At 74.8% G+C, this 23,710-nt stretch carries 25 protein-coding genes and 1 riboswitch; of the genes, 11 read left to right on the forward strand and 14 right to left on the reverse strand.

Annotated features, from left to right (window positions below; all coding sequences use genetic code 11):
- Positions 1-175: 175 nt before the first annotated feature.
- The 6 genes from ACGFXC_RS32455 to ACGFXC_RS32480 form a co-directional block, all read right to left on the reverse strand.
- Entirely contained in the window at positions 176-1,030 is an 855-nt protein-coding gene (locus ACGFXC_RS32455; protein WP_393718468.1) for an ECF transporter S component, read from the reverse strand.
- Entirely contained in the window at positions 1,027-2,955 is a 1,929-nt protein-coding gene (locus ACGFXC_RS32460; protein WP_393718469.1) for an ABC transporter ATP-binding protein, read from the reverse strand. Before ACGFXC_RS32460 ends, ACGFXC_RS32455 begins: the two co-directional genes overlap by 4 nt.
- Positions 2,952-4,142 carry an energy-coupling factor transporter transmembrane protein EcfT gene (locus ACGFXC_RS32465; protein ID WP_393718470.1) on the reverse strand — a complete coding sequence of 397 codons (1,191 nt, stop codon included), beginning with the start codon at positions 4,140-4,142 and terminating at the stop codon, positions 2,952-2,954. The genes ACGFXC_RS32460 and ACGFXC_RS32465 overlap by 4 nt, the downstream gene beginning before the upstream one ends.
- Entirely contained in the window at positions 4,139-4,828 is a 690-nt protein-coding gene (locus ACGFXC_RS32470) for an SCO2322 family protein (RefSeq protein WP_393718471.1), read from the reverse strand. The genes ACGFXC_RS32465 and ACGFXC_RS32470 overlap by 4 nt, the downstream gene beginning before the upstream one ends.
- On the reverse strand, positions 4,825-6,072 hold the full coding sequence (locus ACGFXC_RS32475) for a prenyltransferase/squalene oxidase repeat-containing protein (protein WP_393718472.1): 1,248 nt from the start codon (positions 6,070-6,072) through the stop codon (positions 4,825-4,827). The genes ACGFXC_RS32470 and ACGFXC_RS32475 overlap by 4 nt, the downstream gene beginning before the upstream one ends.
- Positions 6,073-6,203: 131 nt before the next feature.
- A riboswitch (cobalamin riboswitch) is annotated at positions 6,204-6,283 on the reverse strand.
- Between the two features lie 114 nt (positions 6,284-6,397).
- Positions 6,398-7,462: an MBL fold metallo-hydrolase gene (locus ACGFXC_RS32480; protein ID WP_393718473.1), complete on the reverse strand. Its 1,065-nt coding sequence runs from the start codon at positions 7,460-7,462 to the stop codon at positions 6,398-6,400.
- Between the two features lie 198 nt (positions 7,463-7,660).
- Here ACGFXC_RS32480 and ACGFXC_RS32485 point away from each other — a divergent pair, with 198 nt between their 5' ends.
- Both ACGFXC_RS32485 and ACGFXC_RS32490 read left to right on the forward strand, forming a co-directional pair.
- The gene (locus tag ACGFXC_RS32485) at positions 7,661-9,112 is read left to right on the forward strand and encodes an aldehyde dehydrogenase (protein WP_393718474.1); all 1,452 of its coding nucleotides are present in this window, start codon (positions 7,661-7,663) and stop codon (positions 9,110-9,112) included.
- Complete coding sequence (locus tag ACGFXC_RS32490) at positions 9,112-9,345, forward strand: ferredoxin (protein ID WP_393718475.1); 234 nt, start codon at positions 9,112-9,114, stop codon at positions 9,343-9,345. The genes ACGFXC_RS32485 and ACGFXC_RS32490 overlap by 1 nt, the downstream gene beginning before the upstream one ends.
- A 64-nt stretch (positions 9,346-9,409) precedes the next feature.
- Here the strand turns inward: ACGFXC_RS32490 and ACGFXC_RS32495 are convergent, their stop codons facing one another.
- A complete protein-coding gene (locus ACGFXC_RS32495) occupies positions 9,410-10,057 on the reverse strand; it encodes a TetR family transcriptional regulator (RefSeq protein ID WP_393718476.1) in 648 nt (215 codons plus the stop codon).
- Positions 10,058-10,284: 227 nt separating this feature from the next.
- On the opposite strand from ACGFXC_RS32495, the gene ACGFXC_RS32500 reads away from it, so the two are divergent.
- The 3 genes from ACGFXC_RS32500 to ACGFXC_RS32510 all read left to right on the forward strand — a co-directional run bounded on the left by ACGFXC_RS32500 (position 10,285) and on the right by ACGFXC_RS32510 (position 13,527).
- On the forward strand, positions 10,285-11,607 hold the full coding sequence (locus ACGFXC_RS32500) for a glycosyltransferase family 4 protein (RefSeq protein ID WP_393718477.1): 1,323 nt from the start codon (positions 10,285-10,287) through the stop codon (positions 11,605-11,607).
- Positions 11,608-11,698: 91 nt separating this feature from the next.
- The gene (locus ACGFXC_RS32505) at positions 11,699-12,433 is read left to right on the forward strand and encodes a class I SAM-dependent methyltransferase (protein WP_267725400.1); all 735 of its coding nucleotides are present in this window, start codon (positions 11,699-11,701) and stop codon (positions 12,431-12,433) included.
- Positions 12,430-13,527: a prenyltransferase gene (locus ACGFXC_RS32510; protein WP_393718478.1), complete on the forward strand. Its 1,098-nt coding sequence runs from the start codon at positions 12,430-12,432 to the stop codon at positions 13,525-13,527. Before ACGFXC_RS32505 ends, ACGFXC_RS32510 begins: the two co-directional genes overlap by 4 nt.
- Positions 13,528-13,603: 76 nt before the next feature.
- On the opposite strand, the gene ACGFXC_RS32515 is transcribed toward ACGFXC_RS32510, so the two are convergent.
- Entirely contained in the window at positions 13,604-13,918 is a 315-nt protein-coding gene (locus ACGFXC_RS32515; protein WP_393718479.1) for a hypothetical protein, read from the reverse strand.
- 112 nt (positions 13,919-14,030) lie between these two features.
- On the opposite strand from ACGFXC_RS32515, the gene ACGFXC_RS32520 reads away from it, so the two are divergent.
- Together ACGFXC_RS32520 and ACGFXC_RS32525 are read left to right on the forward strand one after the other, a co-directional pair.
- Positions 14,031-14,675: a hypothetical protein gene (locus tag ACGFXC_RS32520; protein WP_393718480.1), complete on the forward strand. Its 645-nt coding sequence runs from the start codon at positions 14,031-14,033 to the stop codon at positions 14,673-14,675.
- Between the two features lie 83 nt (positions 14,676-14,758).
- Positions 14,759-15,151, forward strand: coding sequence for a hypothetical protein (locus ACGFXC_RS32525; RefSeq protein WP_393718481.1), 393 nt, complete (start codon positions 14,759-14,761; stop codon positions 15,149-15,151).
- Here the strand turns inward: ACGFXC_RS32525 and ACGFXC_RS32530 are convergent.
- From ACGFXC_RS32530 to ACGFXC_RS32550, 5 genes are all read right to left on the reverse strand, one after another.
- Positions 15,148-16,158 (reverse strand): LLM class F420-dependent oxidoreductase, encoded by a 1,011-nt coding sequence (locus ACGFXC_RS32530; RefSeq protein ID WP_393718482.1) that lies wholly within the window; start codon positions 16,156-16,158, stop codon positions 15,148-15,150. The genes ACGFXC_RS32525 and ACGFXC_RS32530 overlap by 4 nt on opposite strands.
- A gap of 193 nt (positions 16,159-16,351) precedes the next feature.
- Positions 16,352-17,185: a hypothetical protein gene (locus ACGFXC_RS32535; RefSeq protein WP_393718483.1), complete on the reverse strand. Its 834-nt coding sequence runs from the start codon at positions 17,183-17,185 to the stop codon at positions 16,352-16,354.
- Between the two features lie 144 nt (positions 17,186-17,329).
- On the reverse strand, positions 17,330-18,322 hold the full coding sequence (locus ACGFXC_RS32540) for an N-acetylmuramoyl-L-alanine amidase (RefSeq protein WP_393718484.1): 993 nt from the start codon (positions 18,320-18,322) through the stop codon (positions 17,330-17,332).
- Positions 18,323-18,431: 109 nt separating this feature from the next.
- On the reverse strand, positions 18,432-19,073 hold the full coding sequence (locus ACGFXC_RS32545) for a class I SAM-dependent methyltransferase (protein ID WP_393718485.1): 642 nt from the start codon (positions 19,071-19,073) through the stop codon (positions 18,432-18,434).
- 95 nt (positions 19,074-19,168) lie between these two features.
- Positions 19,169-19,579, reverse strand: a complete 411-nt coding sequence (locus ACGFXC_RS32550; protein WP_393718486.1) for an ATP-binding protein — start codon at positions 19,577-19,579, stop codon at positions 19,169-19,171.
- Positions 19,580-19,618: 39 nt separating this feature from the next.
- Between ACGFXC_RS32550 and ACGFXC_RS32555 the strand changes: the two genes are divergently transcribed.
- The 3 genes from ACGFXC_RS32555 to ACGFXC_RS32565 are packed head-to-tail and all read left to right on the forward strand — an operon-like array spanning position 19,619 to position 21,255.
- On the forward strand, positions 19,619-20,509 hold the full coding sequence (locus ACGFXC_RS32555; RefSeq protein WP_393718487.1) for a Scr1 family TA system antitoxin-like transcriptional regulator: 891 nt from the start codon (positions 19,619-19,621) through the stop codon (positions 20,507-20,509).
- The gene (locus ACGFXC_RS32560; protein ID WP_393718488.1) at positions 20,469-20,657 is read left to right on the forward strand and encodes a DUF397 domain-containing protein; all 189 of its coding nucleotides are present in this window, start codon (positions 20,469-20,471) and stop codon (positions 20,655-20,657) included. The genes ACGFXC_RS32555 and ACGFXC_RS32560 overlap by 41 nt, the downstream gene beginning before the upstream one ends.
- Before the next feature lie 49 nt (positions 20,658-20,706).
- The gene (locus ACGFXC_RS32565; protein WP_393718489.1) at positions 20,707-21,255 is read left to right on the forward strand and encodes a GNAT family N-acetyltransferase; all 549 of its coding nucleotides are present in this window, start codon (positions 20,707-20,709) and stop codon (positions 21,253-21,255) included.
- Positions 21,256-21,272: 17 nt separating this feature from the next.
- Here ACGFXC_RS32565 and ACGFXC_RS32570 read toward each other — a convergent pair whose 3' ends face one another.
- The gene (locus tag ACGFXC_RS32570) at positions 21,273-21,482 is read right to left on the reverse strand and encodes a hypothetical protein (RefSeq protein ID WP_393718490.1); all 210 of its coding nucleotides are present in this window, start codon (positions 21,480-21,482) and stop codon (positions 21,273-21,275) included.
- A gap of 193 nt (positions 21,483-21,675) precedes the next feature.
- Here ACGFXC_RS32570 and ACGFXC_RS32575 point away from each other — a divergent pair, with 193 nt between their 5' ends.
- Complete coding sequence (locus ACGFXC_RS32575) at positions 21,676-23,682, forward strand: serine/threonine-protein kinase (RefSeq protein WP_393718491.1); 2,007 nt, start codon at positions 21,676-21,678, stop codon at positions 23,680-23,682.
- The last annotated feature ends 28 nt before the right edge of the window (positions 23,683-23,710 follow it).

Below are 23,710 nucleotides of genomic sequence, written 5' to 3' on the forward strand. Positions count from 1 at the left end.
ACGGCCCGCCGCCCTGGCAACGAGCCCGGATACTAACCACCCTCGCAGCACCCCACCCACCACCCGGCCGCCGAGCCCGCCCCCGGCGGGCCGGATGACGGGTGAGCGGTCTACGGTCCCGGTTCGTATGTGACGTGGGTCCTGTGGGCCGCCTCACCGGGAACGCCCCCGGATCTCACCCGCAGTGAGCGGGCGAACGCTCCTCGGGGCTGCCGAAGGAGACGGGTGCCTCGAAGGCGGCCCGGCGCGTGGCCCGGCGCAGGGCCTTCAGCAGGGTGGAGCCCAGGGTGAGGGTCAGGGCCACGGTCAGCACCGCCCGCCCCAGGTCCCAGCCCAGCGAGGTGGCCAGGCAGTAAGCCACGAAGCGAGCGAGGTTCTGGGGCACCGGGTCCCCGGGATGGAAGGAAATGCCCTGGCCCATGCCCTGGAGGAGCACCCAGCCCTGAAGGTTCATGATCGTTCCGTACGCGAACGAGCCCAGGAACCCGTACGCGCCGAGCAGTGCCAGCTCGGCCCGGCCCCGGATCCGCTCCGGCCCGGGCAGCAGCCCGGCGCCCAGTGAGAACCAGCCCAGGGCCAGCATCTGGAACGGCATCCACGGCCCGACCCCGCCTGTGAGCAGGGCCGACGCGAACATGGTCACCGACCCGAGGACGAAGCCGAAGCCGGGACCGAGGACGCGGCCGCTCAGCACCATCAGGAAGAACATGGGCTCCAGCCCGGCCGTACCCGCCCCCAGGGGTCTGAGCGCGGCCCCCACGGCGGCGAGCACGCCCAGCATCGCCACCGCCTTGGCGTCCATGCCCTGGTCGGCGATGGTCGCGACGACGACGGCCACCAGCAGCGGGAGCAGCGCGGCGAAGAGCCAGGGGGCGTCGCGGGAGTGGGCGAGGCCGGACCCGGCGTCGGCGAGCAGGGGCCAGCCGAAGGCGGCGATGCCGATGAGGGTGACGAGGACCAGGGCCGCGGCGGCGCGGGGGCCGATGCGGACGGCGCGGACGGGGCGGGCGGCACGGTCGGGGCGGGTCATGGTGTGGGCGCCTCCGCCCGGGCGAGGGCGGCGGCCACCTGGGACACCGTGAGCCAGTGGCCCGGGGCCAGCACCTTGGCCACCTGCGGGGCGAAGGCGGGGGAGGAGACCACCACCTCGGCCGTCGGGCCGTCCGCGACGATCTCGCCGCCCGCCAGGATCACCACCCGGTGCGCCAGCTCGGCGGCCAGCTCCACGTCGTGGGTGGCGAGCACGATGGCGTGGCCGTCGGCGGCGAGGTCCCGCAGGATCCCGATCAGCCGGGCCTTGGCGGCGTAGTCCAGCCCGCGGGTGGGCTCGTCGAGGAGCAGCAGGGCGGGGCGGCCGGTCAGCACCAGGGCCAGCGCCAGGGTCAGCCGCTGGCCCTCGGACAGGTCCCGGGGGTGGGTGTCGTCGGGTACGCCGGGCAGCAGGGCCGAGACCAGTCCGTGGCAGGTGCCGGGGGCGGCGCCCGCGTCGGCGTCGGCCGCGGCGCACTCGGCGGCGACGGTGTCGGCGTAGAGGAGGTCGCGGGGTTCCTGGGGGACCAGGCCGACGCGGCGCACCATGTCCGCGGGCGGGGTGCGGTGGGGGGCGCGGCCGGCGACGGTCACCTCGCCGGTGGCGGGGGCGAGGGTGCCGACCAGGGTGGCGAGGAGGGTGGACTTGCCGGCGCCGTTGCGGCCCATGAGGGCGATGGTTTCGCCGGGGGACACGGTGAGGGTGATGCCGCGGAGGACTTCGGTACGGGCGCGGCGCACGCCGAGGTTCCGCACGGTGGCGGCCGGGGCGGGGGGCTCCGCCGGTGTGGCCGGGCCGGACCCGGACCCGGACCCGGACCCGGGGCCGGGGTCGGGGTCGGGGCGGCGGCCGCGCAGCCGCGCGAGCAGCCCGGGGCCGCTGCGCGGGGCACCACCCCCACCCCGCCCCTTTCCGAAACCGGGGCTCCGCCCCGGCCCCCGCGCCTCACCGGCGGCGCGCCCGCGCCCCGCGCCCGGCGGCTGCGCCGGGTCCTGCGCCGCGGCGGCGGGGTGGGTGGAGGCCGGCGCCGCGGCCGCCGGGTCCTGCGGAGCTGCGGCCGTCGGCGTGCCCGCGCCGACGGTCGGGGCCTGCGCCGCCCCCGGCGGGGTGGTGGTGAGGCGGGTGCGGAGGGGGGCGGCGAGCTGGCGGGCGTCGCGGATGGACAGGGGGAGGGGGGACCAGCCCGCGAGGCGGCCCAGGGCGACGACCGGGGGGTGGACGGGGGAGACGGCCATGATCTCCGCCGGGGTGCCGAGGACCGGGGGCGCGCCGGGCGAGGGCAGGAGCAGGACGCGGTCGGCGTACTGGACCACCCGTTCCAGGCGGTGTTCCGCCATCAGGACCGTCGTGCCCAGGTCGTGCACCAGCCGTTGCAGCACCGCGAGGACCTCCTCCGCCGCCGCCGGGTCCAGCGCGGACGTCGGCTCGTCCAGCACCAGGACCTTCGGGTGCGGGGTCAGCACCGAGCCGATCGCGACCCGCTGCTGCTGGCCCCCCGACAGCGTGGCGATCGGGCGGTCGCGCAGCTCGCCCAGGCCCAGCAGGTCCAAGGTCTCCTCCACCCGGCGCCGCATCACCGGGGGCGCCAGGCCGAGCGACTCCATCCCGTAGGCCAGCTCGTCCTCCACCACGTCCGTCACGAAGTGCGCGGGCGGATCCTGCCCCACCGTGCCGACCACGTCCGCCAGCTCCCGCGGCCGGTGCGTGCGGGTGTCGCGGCCCGCGACCGTCACCCGGCCCCGCAGCACCCCGCCCGTGAAGTGCGGGACCAGCCCGGACACGGCCCCGAGCAGGGTGGACTTGCCGACCCCGGACGGTCCGACGAGGAGCGTCAGCTCCCCCTCCGGGAGGGTGAAGTCGGCGTCCTGGAGGCAGGGCCGACCGGCGCCGGTGTACGTCACCGACACCTGCTCGAAGCGGATCACTGCGCGGACTCCTGGGTAGGTACGGGTGCCACGAAGGCGGGGAGCAGGCCGATCAGGACCGCCGCCGCGGGCCACAGCGGCAGCGTCGGCGCGATCAGCGGGACCACGCCCGGCAGCAGCGCCTCCGGATCCGCCGACGCCGCGCGGATCAGCAGGGCCGCGACCGCCGCCCCCGACCCGGCGACCAGCCACGCCCGCGCCCCCCACCGGTCGGGCCGGTAGCGGGTGCGGACGCTGCGCCGGCCGCCGAGGCGCAGCCCGGCCAGCGCCAGTACGAGGCCGATGCCGAGCACGGGCAGCCCGTACGCGGCGCCCTCGGCGGCGAGCAGGCCGTAGGTGCCCGCGCACATGCCGAGCAGTCCGCCCAGGGTGAGCACGTTGGTGGTGTGCCGGACGGCCGCCGGGACCCGCGCGGTGCGCCCGTACCCGCGGGCGTCCATCGAGGCGGCGACGGCCACCGACCGCTCCAGCGCCCCCTCCAGGACCGGCAGGCCGATCTGGAGGACGGCCTTCACCCCGCCGGTGGGCCGTCCGCGCAGCCGTCGCGCGGTGCGCAGCCGGGCCACGTCCGCGACCATGTTCGGCGCGAAGGTCATGGCGACGACGACGGCGACCCCGGCCTCGTACAGGGCGGCGGGCAGGGACTTCAGCAGCCGCGCCGGGTTCGCGAGGGCGTTCGCGGCGCCCACGCACACCAGCAGCGTCGCCAGCTTGGCCCCGTCGTAGAAGGCGAAGACGAGCTGTTCGGCGCTGACCCGGCCGCCGAGGCGGATGCCCTGCGCCCAGCCGGGGAGCGGCACCTCGGGCAGGGCGAACAGCACGTGCGCGCCGGGCACGGGCGAGCCGAGCAGCACGGAGAACAGCAGCCGCAGCCCGATGACGAAGAGGCCGAGGGTGAGGAAGGCGCGGTAGGAGCGGGCCCAGGGCGCGTCGGTGCGGCGGGCGGCGACCACGTACCCGGCGACGCCGACGATCAGTCCGAGCAGCAGCGGGTTGGTGGTCCGGGAGGCGGCGCTGGCGAGCCCGAGGGCCCACAGCCACCAGGCCCCCGCGTGCAGGGCGTTGCTGCGCCGGGCCTCGGGCGCCCGCCAGGTCCTGCCGTACGTCGTCCCGCGCGTCCCCCGACCGGCCCGGCCGGGGCCGCGCCGGGCCGGGGGTGCGTCCGCACCTGCCGCGCCGTGCGTCATCGCCGGCGGCGGCGGGACTGCCAGACGCCGGCCGCGCCGAGCACGGCCACCGCGGCGAGGCCCGCGACGAGGCCCGCCGAGGGCCCGGAGCCGCCGTCGCCGGAGGCCTGCCCGGCGGCCGTCCCGGACGCGGACGCCGACGGAGCGGGCTGCCCGGAGCCGGAGTCCTCGATCGGCTCGCCGCAGCCCGTCTTCGGGTAGCCGGAGATCCCGCACAGCAGGGCCGCGCCGTTGTAGCGCAGCGGCTTGGCCACCGAGGCCAGGGCTTCGGCGGCGGTGGCGTCGGGGGCGACCCGGGCGCAGGCGGTGCGCGGGGCTTCCTGCGGCGGGGTCTCGCCGGAGGGGGCGTCGCCGGGGACGCCGGAGTCGATGACGAGGGCCACGCGCTTCGTGCCGTCGGCCGGGGCGGTGCCCGCGCAGACGGCCTCGAAGTCGGCGGCCGTACGCGGCTTGGCCGCCTCGGCGGCGGCGTCCTTGCTCACCGAGAAGCGGAAGCCGAGGACCGCGCCGTCCGCGGGGCGGGACGTCGACGGGCCCTGGGTGGCGTACGCCCACTGCCCGCCGGCGCCGTCCCAGAACGACCAGTAGCGGTAGCCCGCCGCGAGGGCCGGGGAGGCGGCGAGCAGGGTCAGCAGGAGGCCCAGGAGCACGGCGGCGGCCGGTGCGTGCGGACGGCGGCGGATCACAGCTGGTTCTTCTTCCGGCGGCCGCTCATCAGGAAGCCGATGCCCAGGCCGGCGGCGGCGCCCGCGGCGACGATCCACCACACGTTCTGGCCGCCGGAGCCGCCGTCGTCCTTGCTCTCGACCTTCTCCGCCTCGGCGTTCGCCGCCTGCGGGGCGGGGCCGGTGGCGTTCAGGGCGCCGACCAGGTCGGTGGCGCCGAAGGCCTTGGGGTCGGTGCCGGTGGCGTGCGCGACGAGGACCAGGGTGCCCAGCGCCGCCGGGTTGCCCTTCGACCAGTCGGCGGAGTTCTTCTTCAGCCACTCCAGCGCGGCCGCGGCGGACTGCCGGTGTCCGGCCGCGACCAGGGCGAGCACGGCGTCGGCGGTGTTGCCGGTGTCGGCGGTGGGCTGGTCCGCGCCGGGGGTGACGGCCGCCAGGTGGCCGTCCTTCTTCAGGGCCTCGGCCAGGTAGCCGGCCGCGCCCTGGGCGGCGCCCGCGGGGTCGGCGGCGCCCGCCGGGCAGGGCAGCGCGGCGGCGGGGGCGTCGGCGCCGCCGGGGTCGACGACCGCACCCTTGCCGAGCGCGGCGAGGACGGCGGCGGCGGTGGCGTCGGCGTTGGCGGGGAGCTTGCCGTCGGCGGCCTGGTAGCCGAAGGCGCCCCGGTCGGCGGCCGGCTCCGTGGAGCAGCCCAGCTGGAAGGCCAGCAGGCCGTCGTACGCGGACTTGCCCGCCTTGGACCTGACCTCGGCGGGCTTCTCGCCGGCCACGGCGAGGGCGCTGATCACGATCGAGGTGGAGCTGCCCTCGCTGGGGGAGCCGGGGACGTACGCCCAGCCGCCGTCCTCGTTCTGGACGGACTTCAGCCAGTCCACGCCCTTCTTGACGGCGGCGTCCTTGCCGCCGAGCTCCTTGAGGGCCTGGACGGCGATGGCGGTGGCGTTGGTGTCGAACACGGTCGTCGCGTCGCAGGCCTTGCCGGTGTCCGCGCGGAAGGAGGCGAAGCCGCCGCTCGCGCACTGCTGGCCGGTGAGCCAGTCCACGGCCTGGACGGCGGACTTCTCGCCCGCGGTCCGCTGGGCGAGCAGCGCCACCGACTGGCGCCACACGCCGTCGTAGGTGGGGTCGGCCTTGCCGAAGAGGCCCGACGGGACGACGGGGGGCGCGGAGGGGGAGGGCGGCGCGGTGTCGGCGAGGGCTGCGGGGGCGGCGCCCGCGCAGAGCACGGCGGAGGCGGCGAGCGCGGCGGCGCTGCGGCGGACGTTCATGGGGGGCGGGTGCCTCTCGTGCTGGGGGAACGGGAGGCAGGCACGCGCAGGCACCGGGCTCCGGCTCCGTTTACCTCGACGGTGCCGGCCGCCGGAGGCTCCGGCGGCACGAGCCGCGCACCTTCGGTACGGGGCATTCCGGCTTGCCGTTCCGCGGGGTGCGGGCCGGCTCACGGTTGCGGGTCAGCGCCGGATTCGCACCGGCTTCCCCCCGTACGGAGGTGTGGACGACGGGCCCACTCTACCGGCCCGTAGCCCCCGGACCGGGGGGCGGCGGCCCCCGGCGCCCCTTACCGCCGCCGTCCCGCCGCGGCGCGCGGCCCCGTCACAGCGCCCGGTACGTCACCGGGTCCGTGCCCGGTACGGCTTCCGCCCGGCCCTGTTTCACCAGCCGCCGCAGGTGCGCCTCCGCTTCGGAGACGGCGATGTTGCGGGAGCCGTACGGGATCTGCGCCCAGGGCCGGTTCCACTCCATCCGCTCCGCGAGCGCCCAGGGGGTCAGCGGCTCGGCCAGCAGCCGCCACAGGCCGGTCAGCCGTTCCTCGTGGTGCTCCAGGAGCTCCCGGACCCGGGCGGGGGCGTCGGTGAAGGCGTGCTGGTGGGCCGGGAGCACCTCGGCGGGTTCCAGCCGGCCGATGCGTTCGAGGGAGTCGAGGTAGTCGCCGAGGGGGTCGGTGACGCGGGTGACCCCGTTCTCGTCGGGGGCCTCGTACAGGCCGATGTGCGGGGAGATGCCGGGCAGCAGGTGGTCGCCGGAGAAGAGGCGGCCGTTGCCGGGCAGCCGCGCCGGGTGCCGTTCCTCCAGGTGCAGGCAGACGTGGCCGGGGGTGTGGCCGGGGGTCCAGATCGCGCGGAGCCGGCGTCCGGCGAGGTCCAGCAGCTCGCCGGGGACGATCTCCCGGTCGGGGACGGCGGCCCGCAGCCCGGGCAGGGTCCGCAGCCGGCCGCTCTCGCGGGCCGCCCGCAGCGGGGCGAGGTGTTCTTCGGGGGCTCCGGCGGCGGCCAGCTTCTCGCCCATGTAGTCGTACCAGACCTCCGGCTCGGCGGAGCGGGTCCGCACGACGACCTCGGTGTCGGCGGCGTGCATGGCGATCCATGCCCCGGAGGCCTCCCGGACCTGCCCGGACAGGCCGTGGTGGTCGGGGTGGTGGTGGGTGATGACGACCCCGTGCACGTCGGCGACGGCGGTGCCGAGCGCGCCGAGCCCGGCGGCGAGGGCGTCCCAGGAGGCGGGGTCGTCCCAGCCGGTGTCGATCAGGACGGGGCCGCGGTCGGTGTCGAGGACGTGGACGAGGGTGTGCCCGAGCGGGTTGTCGGGGATGGGGACCTTGATGCCCCACACGCCGCCGCCGTGATCGGTGACCTGGGCCGTCTCGGGTGTGAGGGCCATGAGAACTCCCTGGAAAGAGAACCTGTTTCAGTAGTCGCCCAAGTCGACCATCTCCCCGGGTTTCTGGCTAGTCGTCGGATCTTCCCCGCCGCCGCGTGGATCTTCCCCGCGGTTCCGTCCTGGCCGTGGACTCCTAGAACTAGAACTGGTATCAGTTCTGGAACGCCAAGCAGCAGGTAGCGCCGGGAGGCATCAGCGATGACCGAGCTCGTGGAACACGGACAACTGTTCATCGGCGGCGAATGGACGGACCCGCTGGGCGCCGACACCATCAGCGTCGTCTCCCCCCACACCGAGCAGGTCATCGGCAGCGTCCCGCACGCCTCCCGGGCCGATGTGGACCGGGCCGTGGCCGTCGCGCGCAAGGCCTTCGACGAGGGCCCCTGGCCCCGGCTCTCCCTGGCGGAGCGGACCGCGATCGTCGGCCGGATCAAGGACGCCATCGCCGTCCGGCACGAGGAGATCGCCCGCTCCATCAGCTCCCAGAACGGCTCCCCGTACTCCTGGAGCATCCTCGCCCAGGCCCTCGGCGCGATGATGGTCTACGACTCCGCGATCAAGGTCGCCGCCGACTACCCCTACGAGGAACGCCGCCAGGGCGCCCTCGGCCCGATCCTCGTGCGCCGCGAGCCGGTCGGCGTCGTCGCCGCCGTCATCCCCTGGAACGTCCCGCAGTTCGTGGCCGCCGCGAAGCTCGCCCCGGCGCTGCTCAGCGGCTGCGCCGTGATCCTCAAGCCCTCGCCCGAGGCGCCCCTGGACTCCTTCATCCTGGCGGACATCGCCCGCGAGGCCGGGCTGCCGGAGGGCGTGCTGTCGGTGCTGCCCGCCGACCGGGAGGTCAGCGAGTACCTGGTGGGCCACCCCGGCGTCGACAAGGTCTCCTTCACCGGCTCCGTCGCCGCCGGGAAGCGGGTCATGGAGGTCGCCGCCCGCAACCTGACCCGGGTCACCCTCGAACTCGGCGGCAAGTCCGCCGCCGTGATCCTGCCCGACGCCGACCCGGTCGCCACCGTCGCCGGGATCGTGCCCGCCGCCTGGATGAACAACGGCCAGGCCTGCGTCGCGCAGACCCGCATCCTCGCCCCGCGCAGCCGCTACGAGGAGTACGCCGACGCCTTCGCGGCGGCCGCCGGGGCCCTGGTCGTCGGCGACCCGCTGGACCCGGCCACCCAGCTCGGGCCGCTCGTCGCGCAGCGCCAGCAGCAGCGCTCGCTCGACTACATCCGCATCGGCCAGGAGGAGGGCGCCAAGGTCCTCACCGGCGGCGGCCGCCCGGCCGGCCTGGAGCGCGGCTGGTACGTGGAGCCCACCCTCTTCGGAGACGTCGACAACGGGATGCGGATCGCCCGCGAGGAGATCTTCGGCCCGGTCGTCTGCCTGATCCCCTACGGGGACGAGGAGGAGGCGCTGCGGATCGCCAACGACTCGGAGTTCGGGCTCAGCGGCAGCGTCTGGACCGGGGACGTGGAACACGGCGTCGGCTTCGCGCGCCGGGTGCGCACCGGCACCTTCAACGTGAACACCTTCAGCCTGGACATGCTGGGCCCCTTCGGCGGCTACAAGAACAGCGGCCTGGGACGGGAGTTCGGGCCGGAGGGGCTGAGCGAGTACCTGGAGCACAAGATGATCCACCTGCCGGCGGGTGCGTGATGGGGGACCGCTGGCAGATCGAGGTGGACCGGGCGGTGTGCATCGGCTCGGGCATGTGCGTCAACCACGCCCCCGAGGCCTTCGCCCTGGACGCGGCCCGCCAGTCGCACCCCCGCACGGCGCAGACCGACGCCAACGAACCCGCCCTGGCGGCGGCCGAGGGCTGCCCGGTGGAAGCCATCATGATCACCCTGTCCCCGACGGGCGAACCGGTCTTTCCCCCCGAGGAGTAGCCCGTGGACCCGCCGCCGCGAAGGAGCGCCCCGCGGCGGCGGGCCGGGTCGCCGGACGGCGCTATCAGGCCTTTTCCGGGGCCGTCAGGTCGATGAGCCGGCAGACCGTCTCGATGTCGATTTTCACCTGTGCGATCGAGGCGCGGCCCGAGAGCCAGGTGATCAGCGCCGAGTGCCAGGTGTGCTCGATGACGCGGACCGCCGAGAGCTGCTCCGCCGTCGGCGGGGCCTCCAGCCCCATCGCGTCCAGGATGATGGCCGTGGTCAGGCGGGAGACCGTGTCGACCTCGGGGCTGACGCTGCGGTCGGCGAAGGTCAGGGCCCGCACCATGGCGTCGGCCAGGTGCGGTTCGCGCTGGAGCGCGCGGAAGGCGCGCATCAGGGTCTCCGCGACCCGCGCCGCCGGCTCCTCGCCCGCCGGGGGGCGCTTGCGCAGCGTCGTGTGCATGTGCTGGAGCTGGTCCTGCATGGTGGCCACCAGCAGGTGCACCTTGGAGGGGAAGTACCGGTACAGGGTGCCCAGCGCGACGCCGGCCGCCTCCGCGACCTCCCGCATCTGGACCGCGTCGAAGCCGCCCCGGCTCGCCAGCTGTGCGCTGGCGTGCAGGATCCGGCGCCGCCGGGCCTCCTGGCGCTCCGTCAGGGCAGGGGACGCCGGCGTGGCCGCCGGTGTGGCCGCCGGCTTCGCGACCGCCTTCGCTTCCGCTGTCATGTGTCCCGTTCCTGGCGTTCCGTGTCGTTGCGGGGGAGCTGATCCGGGCCGGCCGGCAGCCGGCGTCGCAGGCGTCCGAGCCGTGGCGCGAATCACCTGCTCCGCCTCTTACGGTGTGGTTTCCGGCCGGTAGATTCAATGGTCTTCAACGGATCAAGTCTGAAACTTGTTCTACATTATCCGAGCGGTTACGCTCCGGCGAAAGTGCAGGGAGAAGGGGGCCGAGAGTGACCGCAGAGGCCATGGTGACGAGCCCTTTCGCGGGTTCCGCCACCGACGGCGACCGCCCGTTGCGCATCGCACTCCTCACCTATAAGGGGAACCCGTTCTGCGGCGGTCAGGGCGTCTACGTCCGCCACCTCTCGCGCGAGCTCGTGAAGCTCGGCCACCGCGTCGAGGTCATCGGCGCGCAGCCCTATCCGGTCCTCGACACCGGCGCCGTGCTCACCGAGCTGGCGAGCCTGGACCTGTACCGCAGCCCGGACCCCTTCCGCACCCCGGGGCGCGACGAGTACCGGGACTGGATCGACGCCCTGGAAGTCGCCACCATGTGGACCGGCGGCTTCCCCGAGCCGCTGACCTTCTCGCTGCGCGCCCGCCGTCACCTGCGCGCGCGGACCGGTGAGTTCGACGTCATCCACGACAACCAGACCCTCGGCTACGGACTGCTGGGCGGACTCGGCGCACCCCTGGTGACGACGATCCACCACCCCATCACCGTCGACCGGGCGCTCGACCTCGCCGCCGCCAAGGACCGCAAGAAGCGCCTCTCGGTGCGGCGTTGGTACGGCTTCACGCGCATGCAGGGCCGGGTGGCCCGCCGGCTGCCCTCCGTCCTGACCGTGTCGGGCTCCTCCCGGCAGGAGATCGCCGAGCACCTGGGCGTGCGCGACGAGCGCATCCACGTCGTGCACATCGGCGCCGACACCGACCTGTGGTCGCCCGACGCCTCCGTCGCCGAGGTGCCCGGACGGATCGTCACCACCTCCAGCGCCGACGTCCCCCTCAAGGGCCTCGTCCACCTCGTCGAGGCGCTCGCCAAGCTCCGCACCGAGCGGCCCGACGCGCACGTCGTCGTCGTCGGCAAGCGCGCCGAGAGCGGGCCGGTCGCCCGGGCGATCGAGAAGTACGACCTCCGCGACGCCGTGCGCTTCGTCAAGGGGATCACCGACGCCGAGCTCGTCGACCTCGTGCGCAGCGCCGAGGTCGCCTGCGTGCCCTCCCTCTACGAAGGCTTCTCCCTCCCGGCCGCCGAGGCGATGGCCACCGGCACCCCGCTCGTGGCCACCACCGGCGGGGCCATCCCCGAGGTGGCCGGCCCCGACGGGGAGACCTGCCTGGCCGTACCGCCCGGCGACGCGGGGGCGCTGGCCGCCGCGCTGGGCCGGCTGCTCGGCGACGCCCCCCTGCGCGCCCGCCTCGGGGCTGCCGGACGCGAGCGGGTCCTGGCCCGGTTCACCTGGGCCAAGGCCGCCGAGGGCACCGTCCGGCACTACAGAGCCGCCATCGAGCAGGCCGGGGCCGCCAGCGGCCGCCGCGCCGCGCGGTGACCTGGCGGACCCAGCGCGCCTCCCCGCTCCCCGGGCTTGCCCGTCCCATGCGCAACACCCTTCACCCCCGCGACCGCGAAGGCAGGACCCCGTGCTGACCGTCGATTTCTCCCGGTTCCCGCTCGCCGCCGGCGACCGCGTACTCGACCTGGGCTGCGGCGCAGGCCGGCACGCCTTCGAGTGCTACCGGCGCGGCGCCCAGGTGGTCGCCGTCGACCGCAACGGCGAGGAGATCCGCGAGGTCGCCAAGTGGTTCGCCGCCATGAAGGAGGCCGGTGAGGCCCCCGCGGGCGCCACCGCCACCGCGATGGAGGGCGACGCCCTCGCCCTGCCCTTCCCCGACGACTCCTTCGACGTCGTCATCATCTCCGAGGTGATGGAGCACATCCCCGACGACAAGGGCGTCCTCGCCGAGATGGTCCGCGTCCTGAAGCCCGGTGGCCGCATCGCCATCACCGTGCCCCGCTACGGCCCGGAGAAGATCTGCTGGACGCTCTCCGACGCCTACCACGAGGTCGAGGGCGGGCACATCCGCATCTACAAGGCGGACGAACTCCTCGGCAAGATGGAGGCCGCGGGCCTCAAGCCGTACGGCACCCACCACGCGCACGGGCTGCACTCCCCGTACTGGTGGCTCAAGTGCGCCTTCGGCGTCGACAACGACCAGGCGCTGCCGGTGAAGGCGTACCACAAGCTGCTGGTCTGGGACATCATGAAGAAGCCGCTGGCGACCCGGCTCGCCGAGCAGGCCCTGAACCCGGTCATCGGCAAGAGCTTCGTGGCGTACGCGACGAAGCCGCACCTCCCCGTCGGCGCGGCCCAGTGACCTCCCCCGGGCGCACGGTGCCCGAGGTGCCCGGCCACCTCGTCCTCGACGGCGTCCTGACCGCCGGGGAGGCCGCTGCCACCGTCGCCGGGATCCTCGCCGCGCAGCGCGCCGACGGCGCCATACCCTGGTTCCGCGGCCACCACCTCGACCCGTGGGACCACACCGAGGCCGCGATGGCCCTGGACGCGGCGGGCGAGCACGAGGCCGCGGAACGCGCGTACGACTGGCTGGTCCGCCACCAGAACGACGACGGCTCCTGGTACGCCGCCTACGCGGACCGGCCCGGGGGCGTGGACACCGCCGCACCGCAGGACGCGGGCCGGGAGTCCAACTTCGTCGCCTACATAGCCGTCGGCGTCTGGCACCACTACCTCGCCACCGGCGACGACCCCTTCCTCGACCGGATGTGGCCCGCGGTCCACGCGGCCGTCGAGTTCGTCCTCGGCCTCCAGCAGCCGGGCGGCGAGATCGGCTGGAAGCGGGAGCCCGACGGCACCGCCGTCACCGACGCCCTGCTCACCGGCTCCTCCTCCATCCACCAGGCCCTGCGCTGCGCCCTGGCCATCGCCGACCACCGGGGGGACCCGCAGCCCGACTGGGAGCTGGCGACGGGCTCGCTCGCGCACGCCGTCCGCCACCACCCGGAGCGCTTCCTCGACAAGTCCCGCTACTCGATGGACTGGTACTACCCCGTCCTCGGCGGCGCCCTGTCCGGGCCGGAGGCGAAGAAGCGCGTCGAGGAGCGCTGGGAGGAGTTCGTCGTCCCGGACCTCGGGGTGCGCTGCGTCCTGCCGAACCCGTGGGTGACCGGCGGGGAGTCCTGCGAACTGGCCATCGCGCTCTGGGTGATGGGCGAATCGGACCGGGCGCTGGAGATCCTGCGCTCGATCGGGCACCTGCGCGCCGAGAACGGCATGTACTGGACGGGCTACGTCTTCCAGGACCGTGCGGTGTGGCCGGTCGAGCAGACGACCTGGACGGCCGGCTCCCTGCTGCTCGCGGTGGCGGCGCTGGGCGGGGACGAGGCCACGGGCGAGGTGTTCGGCGGACTCGCGCTGCCGCGCGGCCTGGAGCCGGACTGCTGCCGCTGAACCGCGGCCGGACCGCCGCCGGACGTCGTGCCGCCGGCCCCCGGACCGCGGTGCGCGGTCCGGGGGCCGGTCGGGTTCAGCGCCGGGCGAGGCGCCCGGCCACGGCGTGGCCGACGAGCAGGTAGACGACGGCGGCCAGGCCGTAGCCGATGACCACCTGCATCCAGTCGTGGTCGAAGGTGAACAGGTCGTACGACCAGCCGGCGAGCCAGTCGGCGGCGTCGTGCACGAAGGCGACCAGGGAGTTGCCCTGGTTGGCGTCCAGCAGCCACAGTGCGATCCACAGGACGATCAGGAAGGCGGCGACGTCCGCCACCAGGGCGATGGCCCTGGCCACCGGATTGCCGCCACCGGTGTGTGCGCGGGAGTGTGCTCGGGTGTAGGGGGACATGTCACGCGTGTTGCCGCGCCGGGCCCGGCCAAACCCGAACGGGTCCCCCAAGTGGCGCAGCTGCCGGGCCGGGGCGAGGCTGCGGAGGACACCTCAGTCCCCGGAGGCAACCGTGTCCCTACCCACGACCGTCCGATTCCGCCGCGCCCTGACGGCGGTGGCCCTGTCCACCGCGCTGCTGGCGGGCGCCACCGCCTGTGGTGGCGCGAGCGGCGACCAGGGCCGGCAGGAGGAGATCTCCTCGACCGCCGTGGCCGAGCTGGCCGCCCTCGCCGCCGCCGAACCGGTGGCGGCCGAGGCGGACGACCTGGCCGCCGCGACGCCCTCGCCCAGCACCGAGGCCGAGAAGCAGAAGTTCGCCAAGACCCGCTTCGTGGCCAACGCCGGTCTCGCGGCCGGCGCCACCTACCAGTGGATCATCAAGCCGTACCAGGCGGGCAAGTTCAAGAAGGGCGCCAAGGGCCGCACCTTCGCCCTCGTCAAGGCGGGCCTCGCGGGCGCCTTCGCGTACAACCGGCTGAAGGCCGCGTCCGTCAACGCCAAGGGCGATCCGCTGCTGTCCAAGGCGATGGGTCCGCTGACGGCGGGCATCGAGTCCCTCAAGGGCCTGGGGTCCAAGCTCCGCAAGGGCCAGGCGGGCGACGCCGACATCAGCTCCTTCCAGGACGTCATCAACGGCGTGAAGGAAGCGGGCAAGAGCGCGGGCGCCACGGTGACCGACAAGGTTCCGAGCGCCTCTCAGCTCAGCGGCGGCTGACCCCCTCCGCAGGGCTGCCCGGCACCCGTCCACCGGCTTCCCGGTGGGCGGGTTCCGGCCTTCCCGGCCTGTTTAATGGGTGGGTGATCGAGCTCCTGCTGTTCGTCCCCGTGGCCGCCGTCGCCGGCTGGCTCCTGCGCCGCGAGCACCGCCGGCGGCTGGCGGCCGGGCCCCCGGCGGGGATCCCGTCGATGGCCCGCCGCCCGGCCGGCGCCGGCCGCTGGCGCGTCGGGCGGGTGTACGGGGACGGGGACGCCCCCCGCTGGCAGCCGGCCCGGGGCGCGGCCGTCCCGCTGGCCGGGGCCCGGCCCGGCACCGTCCGGCCCCCCTCCGTACGGGAGGGCGTCTCCATCAACCCGGGCTCGCGCATCGTGACCTGCGCCGCCGCGGACGGCGGCCCGGACATCGAGGTCGCGGTGATGGCCCTGGACCTGCGCGAGTTCCTGGACGCCGTTCCCGCGGCCGCCCAGTCCTAGGAGTTCAGCTCCGCCAGGATGCGCAGGGTCTGCGGGTCGGGGGCGGTGACCAGGAGGTCCGTGACGGGCCCCTTGCGCCAGAGGTCCAGGCGCTCGGCGATCCGCTCGCGGGGGCCGACCAGGGAGATCTCGTCGGCGAACGCGTCCGGGACGGCGAGCACCGCCTCCTCCTTGCGTCCGGCCAGGAAGAGGTCCTGGATGCGCCGGGCCTCCTCCTCGTAGCCCATGCGCCCCATGAGGTCGGCGTGGAAGTTGCGGGCCGCGTGGCCCATGCCGCCGATGTAGAAGCCCAGCATCGCCTTGACGGGGAGCAGCCCCTCGGCGACGTCCTCGCAGACGTGGGCCCGGGCCATCGGGGCGATCATGAACCCCTCGGGGAGGTCGGCCAGCGAGGCGCGGTAGGCGTCGGTGCGGGTCGGCGACCAGTAGAGGGGGAGCCAGCCGTCCGCGATCCGGGTGGTCTGGGCGATGTTCTTCGGGCCCTCCGCACCGAGCAGGACGGGCAGGTCCGGGCGCAGGGGGTGGGTGATGGGCTTCAGGGGCTTGCCGAGGCCGGTGCCGTCCTCGCCGCGGTACGGGTGGCGGTGGAAGCGGCCGTCGAGGGCGACGGGGGCTTCGCGGCGCAGCACCTGCCGGATGACGTCGACGTACTCGCGGGTGGCGGTGAGCGGGCTCGCGGGGAAGGGGCGCCCGTACCAGCCCTCCACCACCTGGGGCCCGGACAGGCCGAGGCCGAGCATCATGCGGCCGCCGGAGAGGTGGTCCAGGGTGAGGGCGTGCATGGCGGTGGCGGTGGGGGTGCGGGCGGCCATCTGGGCGATGGCGGTGCCGAGCCGGATGCGCGAGGTGTGGGCGGCGATCCAGGTGAGCGGGGTGAAGGCGTCGGAACCCCAGGCCTCGGCGGTCCACACCGAGTCGTAGCCCAGGCGCTCGGCCTCGGTGGCGAGGTCGAGGTGGGCGGGGCTGGGCCCGCGGCCCCAGTAGCCGAGTGCGAGTCCGAGGCGCATGGGTTCCCCTCCGAGAGGCCGGCGCGACCGTCCCCGTATCTGACGGTCCGTCAGGTGACGTCAGGTGACTCTAGGGCACCCGCGCCGCGCCGGGAAGGGAGGCGGCGCCGGCATCCGGCCCCGCCCGGCGCCCGGACGGCGAAGGCCCCCCGCCGGGAGGGGCGGGGGGCCTTCGCGGGGTCCGGGCGGCGGGTCAGCCGCGCTGGATGCCCGAGGTGTCGTTCAGCACGCCGCGGCGGCCGTCCTGGGTCTGGGCGATCAGCGAGGACGGGCCGCGCTGGTCGACGGCCAGGTACCAGGTCCCGGGCGCGAGCTCCGCGATCGGGGTGGTGGAGCCGTCCTCGCCGAACAGCGGGCGGGCCACCGGCACCGCGAACCAGAACGGCGTGAAATCGGCGGCCGGCTGGGGCTGCTGCGGGGACTGCTGCGCCCCAGGCTCCTGGGATCCGCCCGCGGCCGGGCCGCCGCCGTACGGCGGGACCGGCTGCGGGGTGTTCCCGTACGGGCTCTGCTGCTGCTGCGGGCCGCCCGGGTAGCCGTACCCGGCGCCCGGCTGCTGCGGCTGGTGGCCGCCGTAGGGCGCGGGCGCCACCGGCCGGGGCTCCGGCACGAGCGGCCCGGCCAGCGCGGGGATCTTCGTACCGGCGACCGCGACCCCGGCCAGCGCCAGCGTGGCGAGGAAGGCGAGGATGCAGCCGGCGCCCAGGTCGAGCCGGCTCGGGGTGGTGATGAGCGACCACAGCGCGCTCCAGGCGGCCGCGACGGCCAGCACCGTGCCCCAGCCGGTCAGCGGCAGCCCGGCGAGCTTGCGGCCCTCGGGCTGGAACCGAGCGGCGATCAGCAGACCGGCGGCGATGAAGCCGGTCAGGAAGATGGAGGGCAGCGCCAGCCCGTAGGCGTCCGTCTCCCACGCGCTGGGCATGTCCAGGTTGGTGGCGGAGTAGAAGTCGAGGAACGAGGCGATGAACAGCAGCGCCGCTGCTCCGATCACCACGCCGTCGCCTCGAGTGAGGGAGCGGATGTTCACGTCTCTGGTGTCCTTCTCGGTCTCGGTCGTCTCGTGGCGCCGCGGTCGCGCGGAGGCGGACCGGGGCTGGAGCGGGGTGGCGGCACCATGGTACGGAGTTTCCCGAGGCCGAGAGGATCGGGGCGGCGGCCCGCCCCCGGGGGCCTAGCCCCCGAGGAATCCGACGATGCCGTCCGCGATGCCCTGCGCTGCCTTCTGGCGCCACTCCGCACTCATCAGCTGCGCCGCGTCCTTGCCGTCACGCATGTTGCCGCATTCGATGAAGACCTTGGGCCGAGTCGAGAGATTGAGTCCGCCCAGATCGTCGCGGACGACGAGTCCGGTGCCGGATCCGAGGTAGTTGGCGGGGGCCGAGCCGGTGGCGCGGGAGAAGTTGCTGCCGATGCGTTCGCCCAGCTGACGGGAGGGGCCGACGATCGCGGCCGTGTCGGCGCCGCCCGCCTTGACCCGGGCGGGGAGGATGACGTGGTACCCGCGGTTGCCCGCCGAGACGCCGTCCGCGTGGACGGAGACGACGGCGTCGGCGCGGGCCTCGTTGCCGATCCGGGCCCGCTCGTCGATGCAGGGGCCCCAGGGCCGGGCGGTGCCCGCCTCGTGGGTCAGCACGACCTTCACCCCGCGCTCCTCCAGGACCGCGCGCAGCCGGCGCGACACGTCCATGGTGAACTCGGCCTCCATGTAACCGGAGTTGGTGGTGGTGCCGGTGGTGTCGCACTCCTTGCGGTTGGTGCCGATGTCCACCTGGCGGTCGATCTCGTCGGTGTGCTTGAAGTTGCCCGTGTTGTGCCCGGGGTCGATCACCACGGTCTTTCCCGCGAGCGGACCCCTGGCGGGGGCGGCCGGCGCGGAGGTGGAGGCGGAGGCCTGCGGACTCACGCTCGCGGAGGGGGACGGGGACGCGCTGGACTTCGCGTCGCCCGCCGCCGTGTGCGAGGCGGGGAGGGGGGAGAGGGCGGCGGGCCGTTTGGCGTCCGTGCCGGTCCCCGTCACCACCTGGGTCAGGACCCAGCCCGCGAGGAGGGTCGGGGCCAGCACCGCGACCGCCACGGCCAGGGTGGAGCGGCGCGTGTACCAGGGCCGGTCGGGGTCGATGGAGTCGCGGGACTCGGGGGCCGGGGAGCTGTCGTCGTAGCGCACCCCGCGATGCTAGAACGCGCGACCGGGGCCCGTACGGACCCTGCTCCATCCGGGGGCGTGGTGCGATGACCGGTTTGTATGCCCGGACGGGTGCCCGCCGCCCCCGGGCTCAGACGCCGCTGCCGACGCGGCGCAGGACGCGCAGGGAGTCCGTCACGGACACCTCCTCGAAGGCCCCCGACTCCAGCGCCCGCAGGTAGATTCGGTACGGGGCCTGCCCGCCGTCGGCCGGGTCGGGGAACACGTCGTGGATCACCAGGGTCCCGCCCGGGGCCAGGTGCGGGGCCCAGCCCTCGTAGTCGCCGGTCGCGTGCTCGTCGGTGTGGCCCCCGTCGATGAAGACCAGCCCGAGCGGCCCGCCCCAGGCCGCCGCCACCTGCGGGGAGCGGCCCACCAGGGCGATGACGTGCTCTTCCAGCCCCGCCGCGTGCAGGGTCCGCCGGAACGTCGGCAGGGTGTCCATCAGCCCGACCTCCGGGTCCACCACCGTCGGGTCGTGGTACTCCCAGCCCGGCTGCTGCTCCTCGCTGCCCCGGTGGTGGTCCACGGTCAGCGCGGGCACCCCCGCCTCCCGGGCGGCGTCGGCCAGCAGGAGGGTGGAGCGCCCGCAGTACGTGCCGACCTCCAGCAGCGGCAGCCCGAGCGCCGCCGCCGCGACGGCCGCCTCGTACAGCGCGAGGCCCTCGCCCACGGGCATGAACCCCTTGGCGGCCTCGAAGGCGGCCAGGGTCTCCGGCTTGGGCGTGGCCATGTGGTTCCTCCTGCTGAGCTGCGGGTGAGTGCCGGGCCATGCTGCCCTACCGCCGGGTAGGGCGCCATGCCCGGGTCCGTCTCCGGAGGGCGCGGTCACCCGTCGCACTCGAACCACACCGTCTTGCCGACCGGCCGGCCCCGTACGCCCCAGCGGTCGGTGACGGCCTGCACCAGCAGCAGCCCCCGGCCGCCCTCGCACAGGGGGTCGCAGCCAGGGGCGAGGCGCGGGAGCACCGGGCAGCCGTCCGACACCTCCACCCGCAGCCCGTGGGGCTTGCGCTGGATCAGCACCGAGCAGGCCCGCCCGGGCACGTGCCGCACGACGTTGGCGACCAGCTCGGTCAGCGCCAGCTCCGCCGCGTCGGCCACGTCCGTGAGCCCCCAGCGGACGAGGAACCACCGCAGGATCCGCCGCATGTGCCCGGCCGAATGCTCACCGACGGTGAAGCCCATCCGGTAGGTGGCGCCGATTTCCGTGCTGGGGTGCCCAGTTGTGTGATTCATGCCATCAGGTTGGAGTCGCGTGCTTACGCTCGGCTACGGATGGAACGCAACATCGCACCCGTACGGTTGGGAGTACCGCCCGTGGCCAACATCCGTGAGCTCGACCCCAGCGCCTCGCCGCTGGACTACTACGGCTCCGAACTCCGCCGCTTTCGGGAGGTCGCGAATCTGACACAGGAGCAGTTGGGGAACATCGTGTTCTGCACGGGCTCCCTGATCGGGCAGATCGAGAACGGGAGGCGGGTTCCCGCGCGGGACTTCTCGGAACGGGTCGACGCGGCCCTGGGAACGGGCGGGGTGTTCTCGCGACTGGTGGGGCTGGTCCTGCGGAGCCAGCTTCCGGCGTGGTTCCAGGCGTACGCGGAGATGGAAGCGAAGGCGGCTTACGTCTCGACCTTCCAGGCTCAACTGATCTACGGGTTGGTCCAGACGGAAGAGTACGCGCGGGCCGTGCTCGGGGTCCGGGGTGAGGGAGGGGTCGAGGCGCAGGTGGCGGCCCGCATGGAGCGGCAGCGGATCCTCGATCGGGAGAATCCGCCACCGATGTGGGTGGTGATGGGTGAAGCCGTGCTGCATCAGGAGATCGGCGGCCGGGAAGTGATGCGGAAGCAACTCGCCCACTTGCTGTCCCTGCGGAAGCGGGAGTGGGTGCGGGTGCAGATCCTCCCCTTCGAGGCGGGTCCCCACCTCGGGCTGGACGGAACGTTCACCATCCTGCGTTTCGAGGAGGGCCCGGACATTGTCTATACCGAGGACTTCGTGCAGGGCCGTTTGACGGCCAATCCGCAGGAACTCCGGGAAGGGTGCCTCCGCTACGATCACTTGCAGGCCGCCGCGCTCTCCGTGGAGGACTCGGCGGCGAGGATCGCCCGCGTGATGGAGGAGCGTTATGGACAGCATCCAGCCCCTGGCGGGGGTGCGTTGGTGTAAGTCCTCGTACAGCGGAACCACCGGGGGCGAGTGCGTCGAGGTCGCCTCCCAGTCGCCTCTCGTCGCCGTGCGGGACTCCAAGAACCCCGGCGGGCCCGTGTTCACCGTGGGGCGGGACGCGTTCGCGGAGTTCGTGCGGGGACTCTGACCGGCCAATCCGGTTGCCGCCGACGGGGTCGGGTCGGTAGGAAGCTCGCATGCTTACTGGTGCCAAGGTCGGGCTCAGGGCCCGGCACGAGGACGACATCCCGGTGCTGCGGGCCGAGCTCTACAACGACGTGGTCAACGCCTCGCGCGCCGAGAGCGGGCCGTGGCGGCCCGTCCCGGCCGGGACGAAGGACCCCCGGCTCGTCGTCGACGAAGCGGACCAGCGGAGCGTCGGCTTCTCCGTGGTGGAGCTGACCGGCGGCACGTTGATCGGCTCCGCGACCCTGTGGGGCATCGACACCCACAGCCGGTCCGCGCACATCGGGCTGGGGCTGCTGCCGTCCGCGCGCGGCAAGGGCTACGGGACCGACGTGGTCGCGGTGCTCTGTCACTACGGCTTCGTCGTGCGCGGCCTGCACCGGATCCAGATCGAGACGCTCGCGGACAACCGGGCCATGCTGCGCGCGGCCGAACTCAACGGCTTCGTCCGCGAGGGCGTGCTGCGCTCTTCGGCCTGGGTGATGGGGGAGTTCCTGGACGAGGTGCTCCTCGGGCAGCTCGCCGAGGACTGGAAGCCGGGGGTGCGGGCGCAGGCGTGAGCGGAGGCGCGCGGGTCCTAGTCGCCGCCACCGCTGTTGCCGTTGCCGCCGCCGAGGATGCCGCCGCGGCGGCGGCGTTTGCGGGAGCGGCGCATGAGTTCGCCCGCGCCGAGGGTGACCGCGGCGACGGCGCGCACCCAGCGCGGTCCGCCCCGCTGGGCCCACACCACGCACACGCAGCCGCCCGCGGCGAGTGCCAGTGCGACGAGCAGCACCACCTTGATCATGTCCGCCACCTCCACGTTTCGTCCCCGTCCCGGGATTCTGTCAGGCCGGGGACGGCGCGGAATGCCGTCACGCCCCCGCACACCGCATGCCCTTGCCTTCATCCTGCAATCAACTGCCTTTATCCTGTGGCGGGTTCGACCGGCCGGACGGCCGTGTCGGGCGACCACAGGGGATCACCGGGGGGCGGTCGGGATGAGCAGTGCGTTAGGTGACGACGACAACGTCGACGGGGGGATCAAGCCGCTCGCGGCCGGGGACCCCAGCCGGATCGGGCCGTACCTGCTGCTCGGGCGGCTCGGTGCCGGGGGCATGGGGCGGGTCTACCTGGCGCGGTCCGGCAGTGGGCGCACGGTCGCGGTGAAGGTGGTGCACGAGGAGCACGTCTCGAACGCGCAGTTCCGCGAGCGCTTCCGCCGCGAGATCGACGCCGCCCGGCGGGTCGGCGAGCGGTACACGGCGCCCGTCCTGGAGGCGGACCCGGACGCCGAGCGGCCCTGGGTGGCGACGGGGTACGTCCCCGGGCTCTCGCTGGAGCAGATCGTGCGGCGGTACGGGCCCCTGCCCGTGGACGCCGTACACGCCCTCGCCGACGGGCTGCTGCGGGCGCTGGAGGACATCCACACGGCCGGGATCGTGCACCGCGACCTGAAGCCCTCGAACGTGATGCTGACCGTCGAGGGCACCCGGGTGATCGACTTCGGCATCTCGCGCGCCCTGGAGACCTCCGTCGAGTCGCTGCTCACCAGCACGGGCATGGTCGTCGGCTCGCCGGGGTTCATGTCGCCCGAGCAGGTCCGGGGGCAGCGCGCCGGGGCCAAGAGCGACGTGTTCACCCTCGGCTGCGTCCTGATGTACGCGGCCACGGGCGAGCTGCCGTTCGGCCACGGGGCCAGCAACCAGCACGCCGTGATGTTCCAGATCGTGGAGGGCGAACCGGATCTGGAGAAGGTCGGGGACGAGGCCCTGCGGGGGCTCATCCGGCGCTGCCTGACCAAGGACGTCGACGAGCGGCCCGGCGTCCAGGAGCTGCTGGCGGATCCCGGGCGGGTCCGTCCGGCGCGGCGCGGCGGGGCGTGGCTGCCGCCCAAGGTGGTGGCGCGCCTCGCCCGGCAGGCGGCGGCGCTGCTCGACGCGGAGGCGGCGCCCGGGGCGCAGGACGCGGTGCGGGACGCTGCGGAGGGCGGGTCCGGGCCGGCCGCCGCCGACCGGGCGACGCTGGACCTGCGCAAGGGGGCCGGGGCCCCCGGCGGGCCGGTGGCCGGGGGCGGCACCTCCGGGGGCGGGCGGCGGGAGCGGCGCCGCTGGAAGGTCGCGGTGCCGGTCGTCCTCGTGTGCGCGGTCGGCGGCGGCACGGTGGCGCTGATCCAGCCGTTCGGCGCCGGCGGGGACGCCGCGCAGGCCTCGCCCCCGGCGGCGAGCGGGCCCCTCACCCCCGGCGGTCCGAGCGCCGCCCCCTCCGGGACGGCCGGCGGCGCGCAGCCGCCGGGGGCGTCCGGACCGCCGCCGAGTCCCGCCGGTGCGGAGCAGCAGGGCCAGGCCGGCGGGGCGGCGCAGGCCGGGGGCGCGCAGGGCGGCGGTGCCCAGGGCGGCGCCGCGCAGGGCGGTGTCCAGGGCGGTGGCGTCCCGGGCGGCGCCGCGGCCGGTGGTGCGGCCGTGGGCGGTGGCGGGGCGCCCGGCGGGGGCTCCGGCAGTCCGGGCGGCGGCTCCGGCAGCCCCGGCGGGGCGGGCGGTACGGGCACGGGCCCGACCAAGGGCTCCGGCGCGGCGGCGGGCGGGGGCGCCGCCGGGGGCGCCCACGGCGGCGCCTCCGGCACGCCCTCGGGGGGTTCCGGCACGCCGACGGGCGGCGGTTCGACGGGTGGCGGGGACGCGGTGCCCGCGTACTTCGTGGGCGCCTGGAACTACACGGCCCCCTTCAACATCGACCAGCCGGTGACGGTGACCATCGCCCGCTCCGGGGCCGTGCGGCTGATCAGCGACTCCAACATGGGCCACTGCGAGAACACCGCCAAGGTGACCTCGGTGGGCTCCGGCGGATCCCGGATCGACGTCGGTGCGGCGACGGTGGACAAGGGCAAGTCCAACAGCATGTTCTGCGGGCCCCTGGACGCGTCGTTCTTCACGCGGAGCGACCCGTCGGGGCTCCAGCACAACGTGGGGCCCGCGCACGGCGACGGGTACTACTACGCCCGCTCCTGAGCCTCCCTCCCCCCGCCCCGTCCGGCGG

The organism is Streptomyces sp. NPDC048507, assembly GCF_043199995.1.
Classification (GTDB): Bacteria; Actinomycetota; Actinomycetes; order Streptomycetales; family Streptomycetaceae; genus Streptomyces.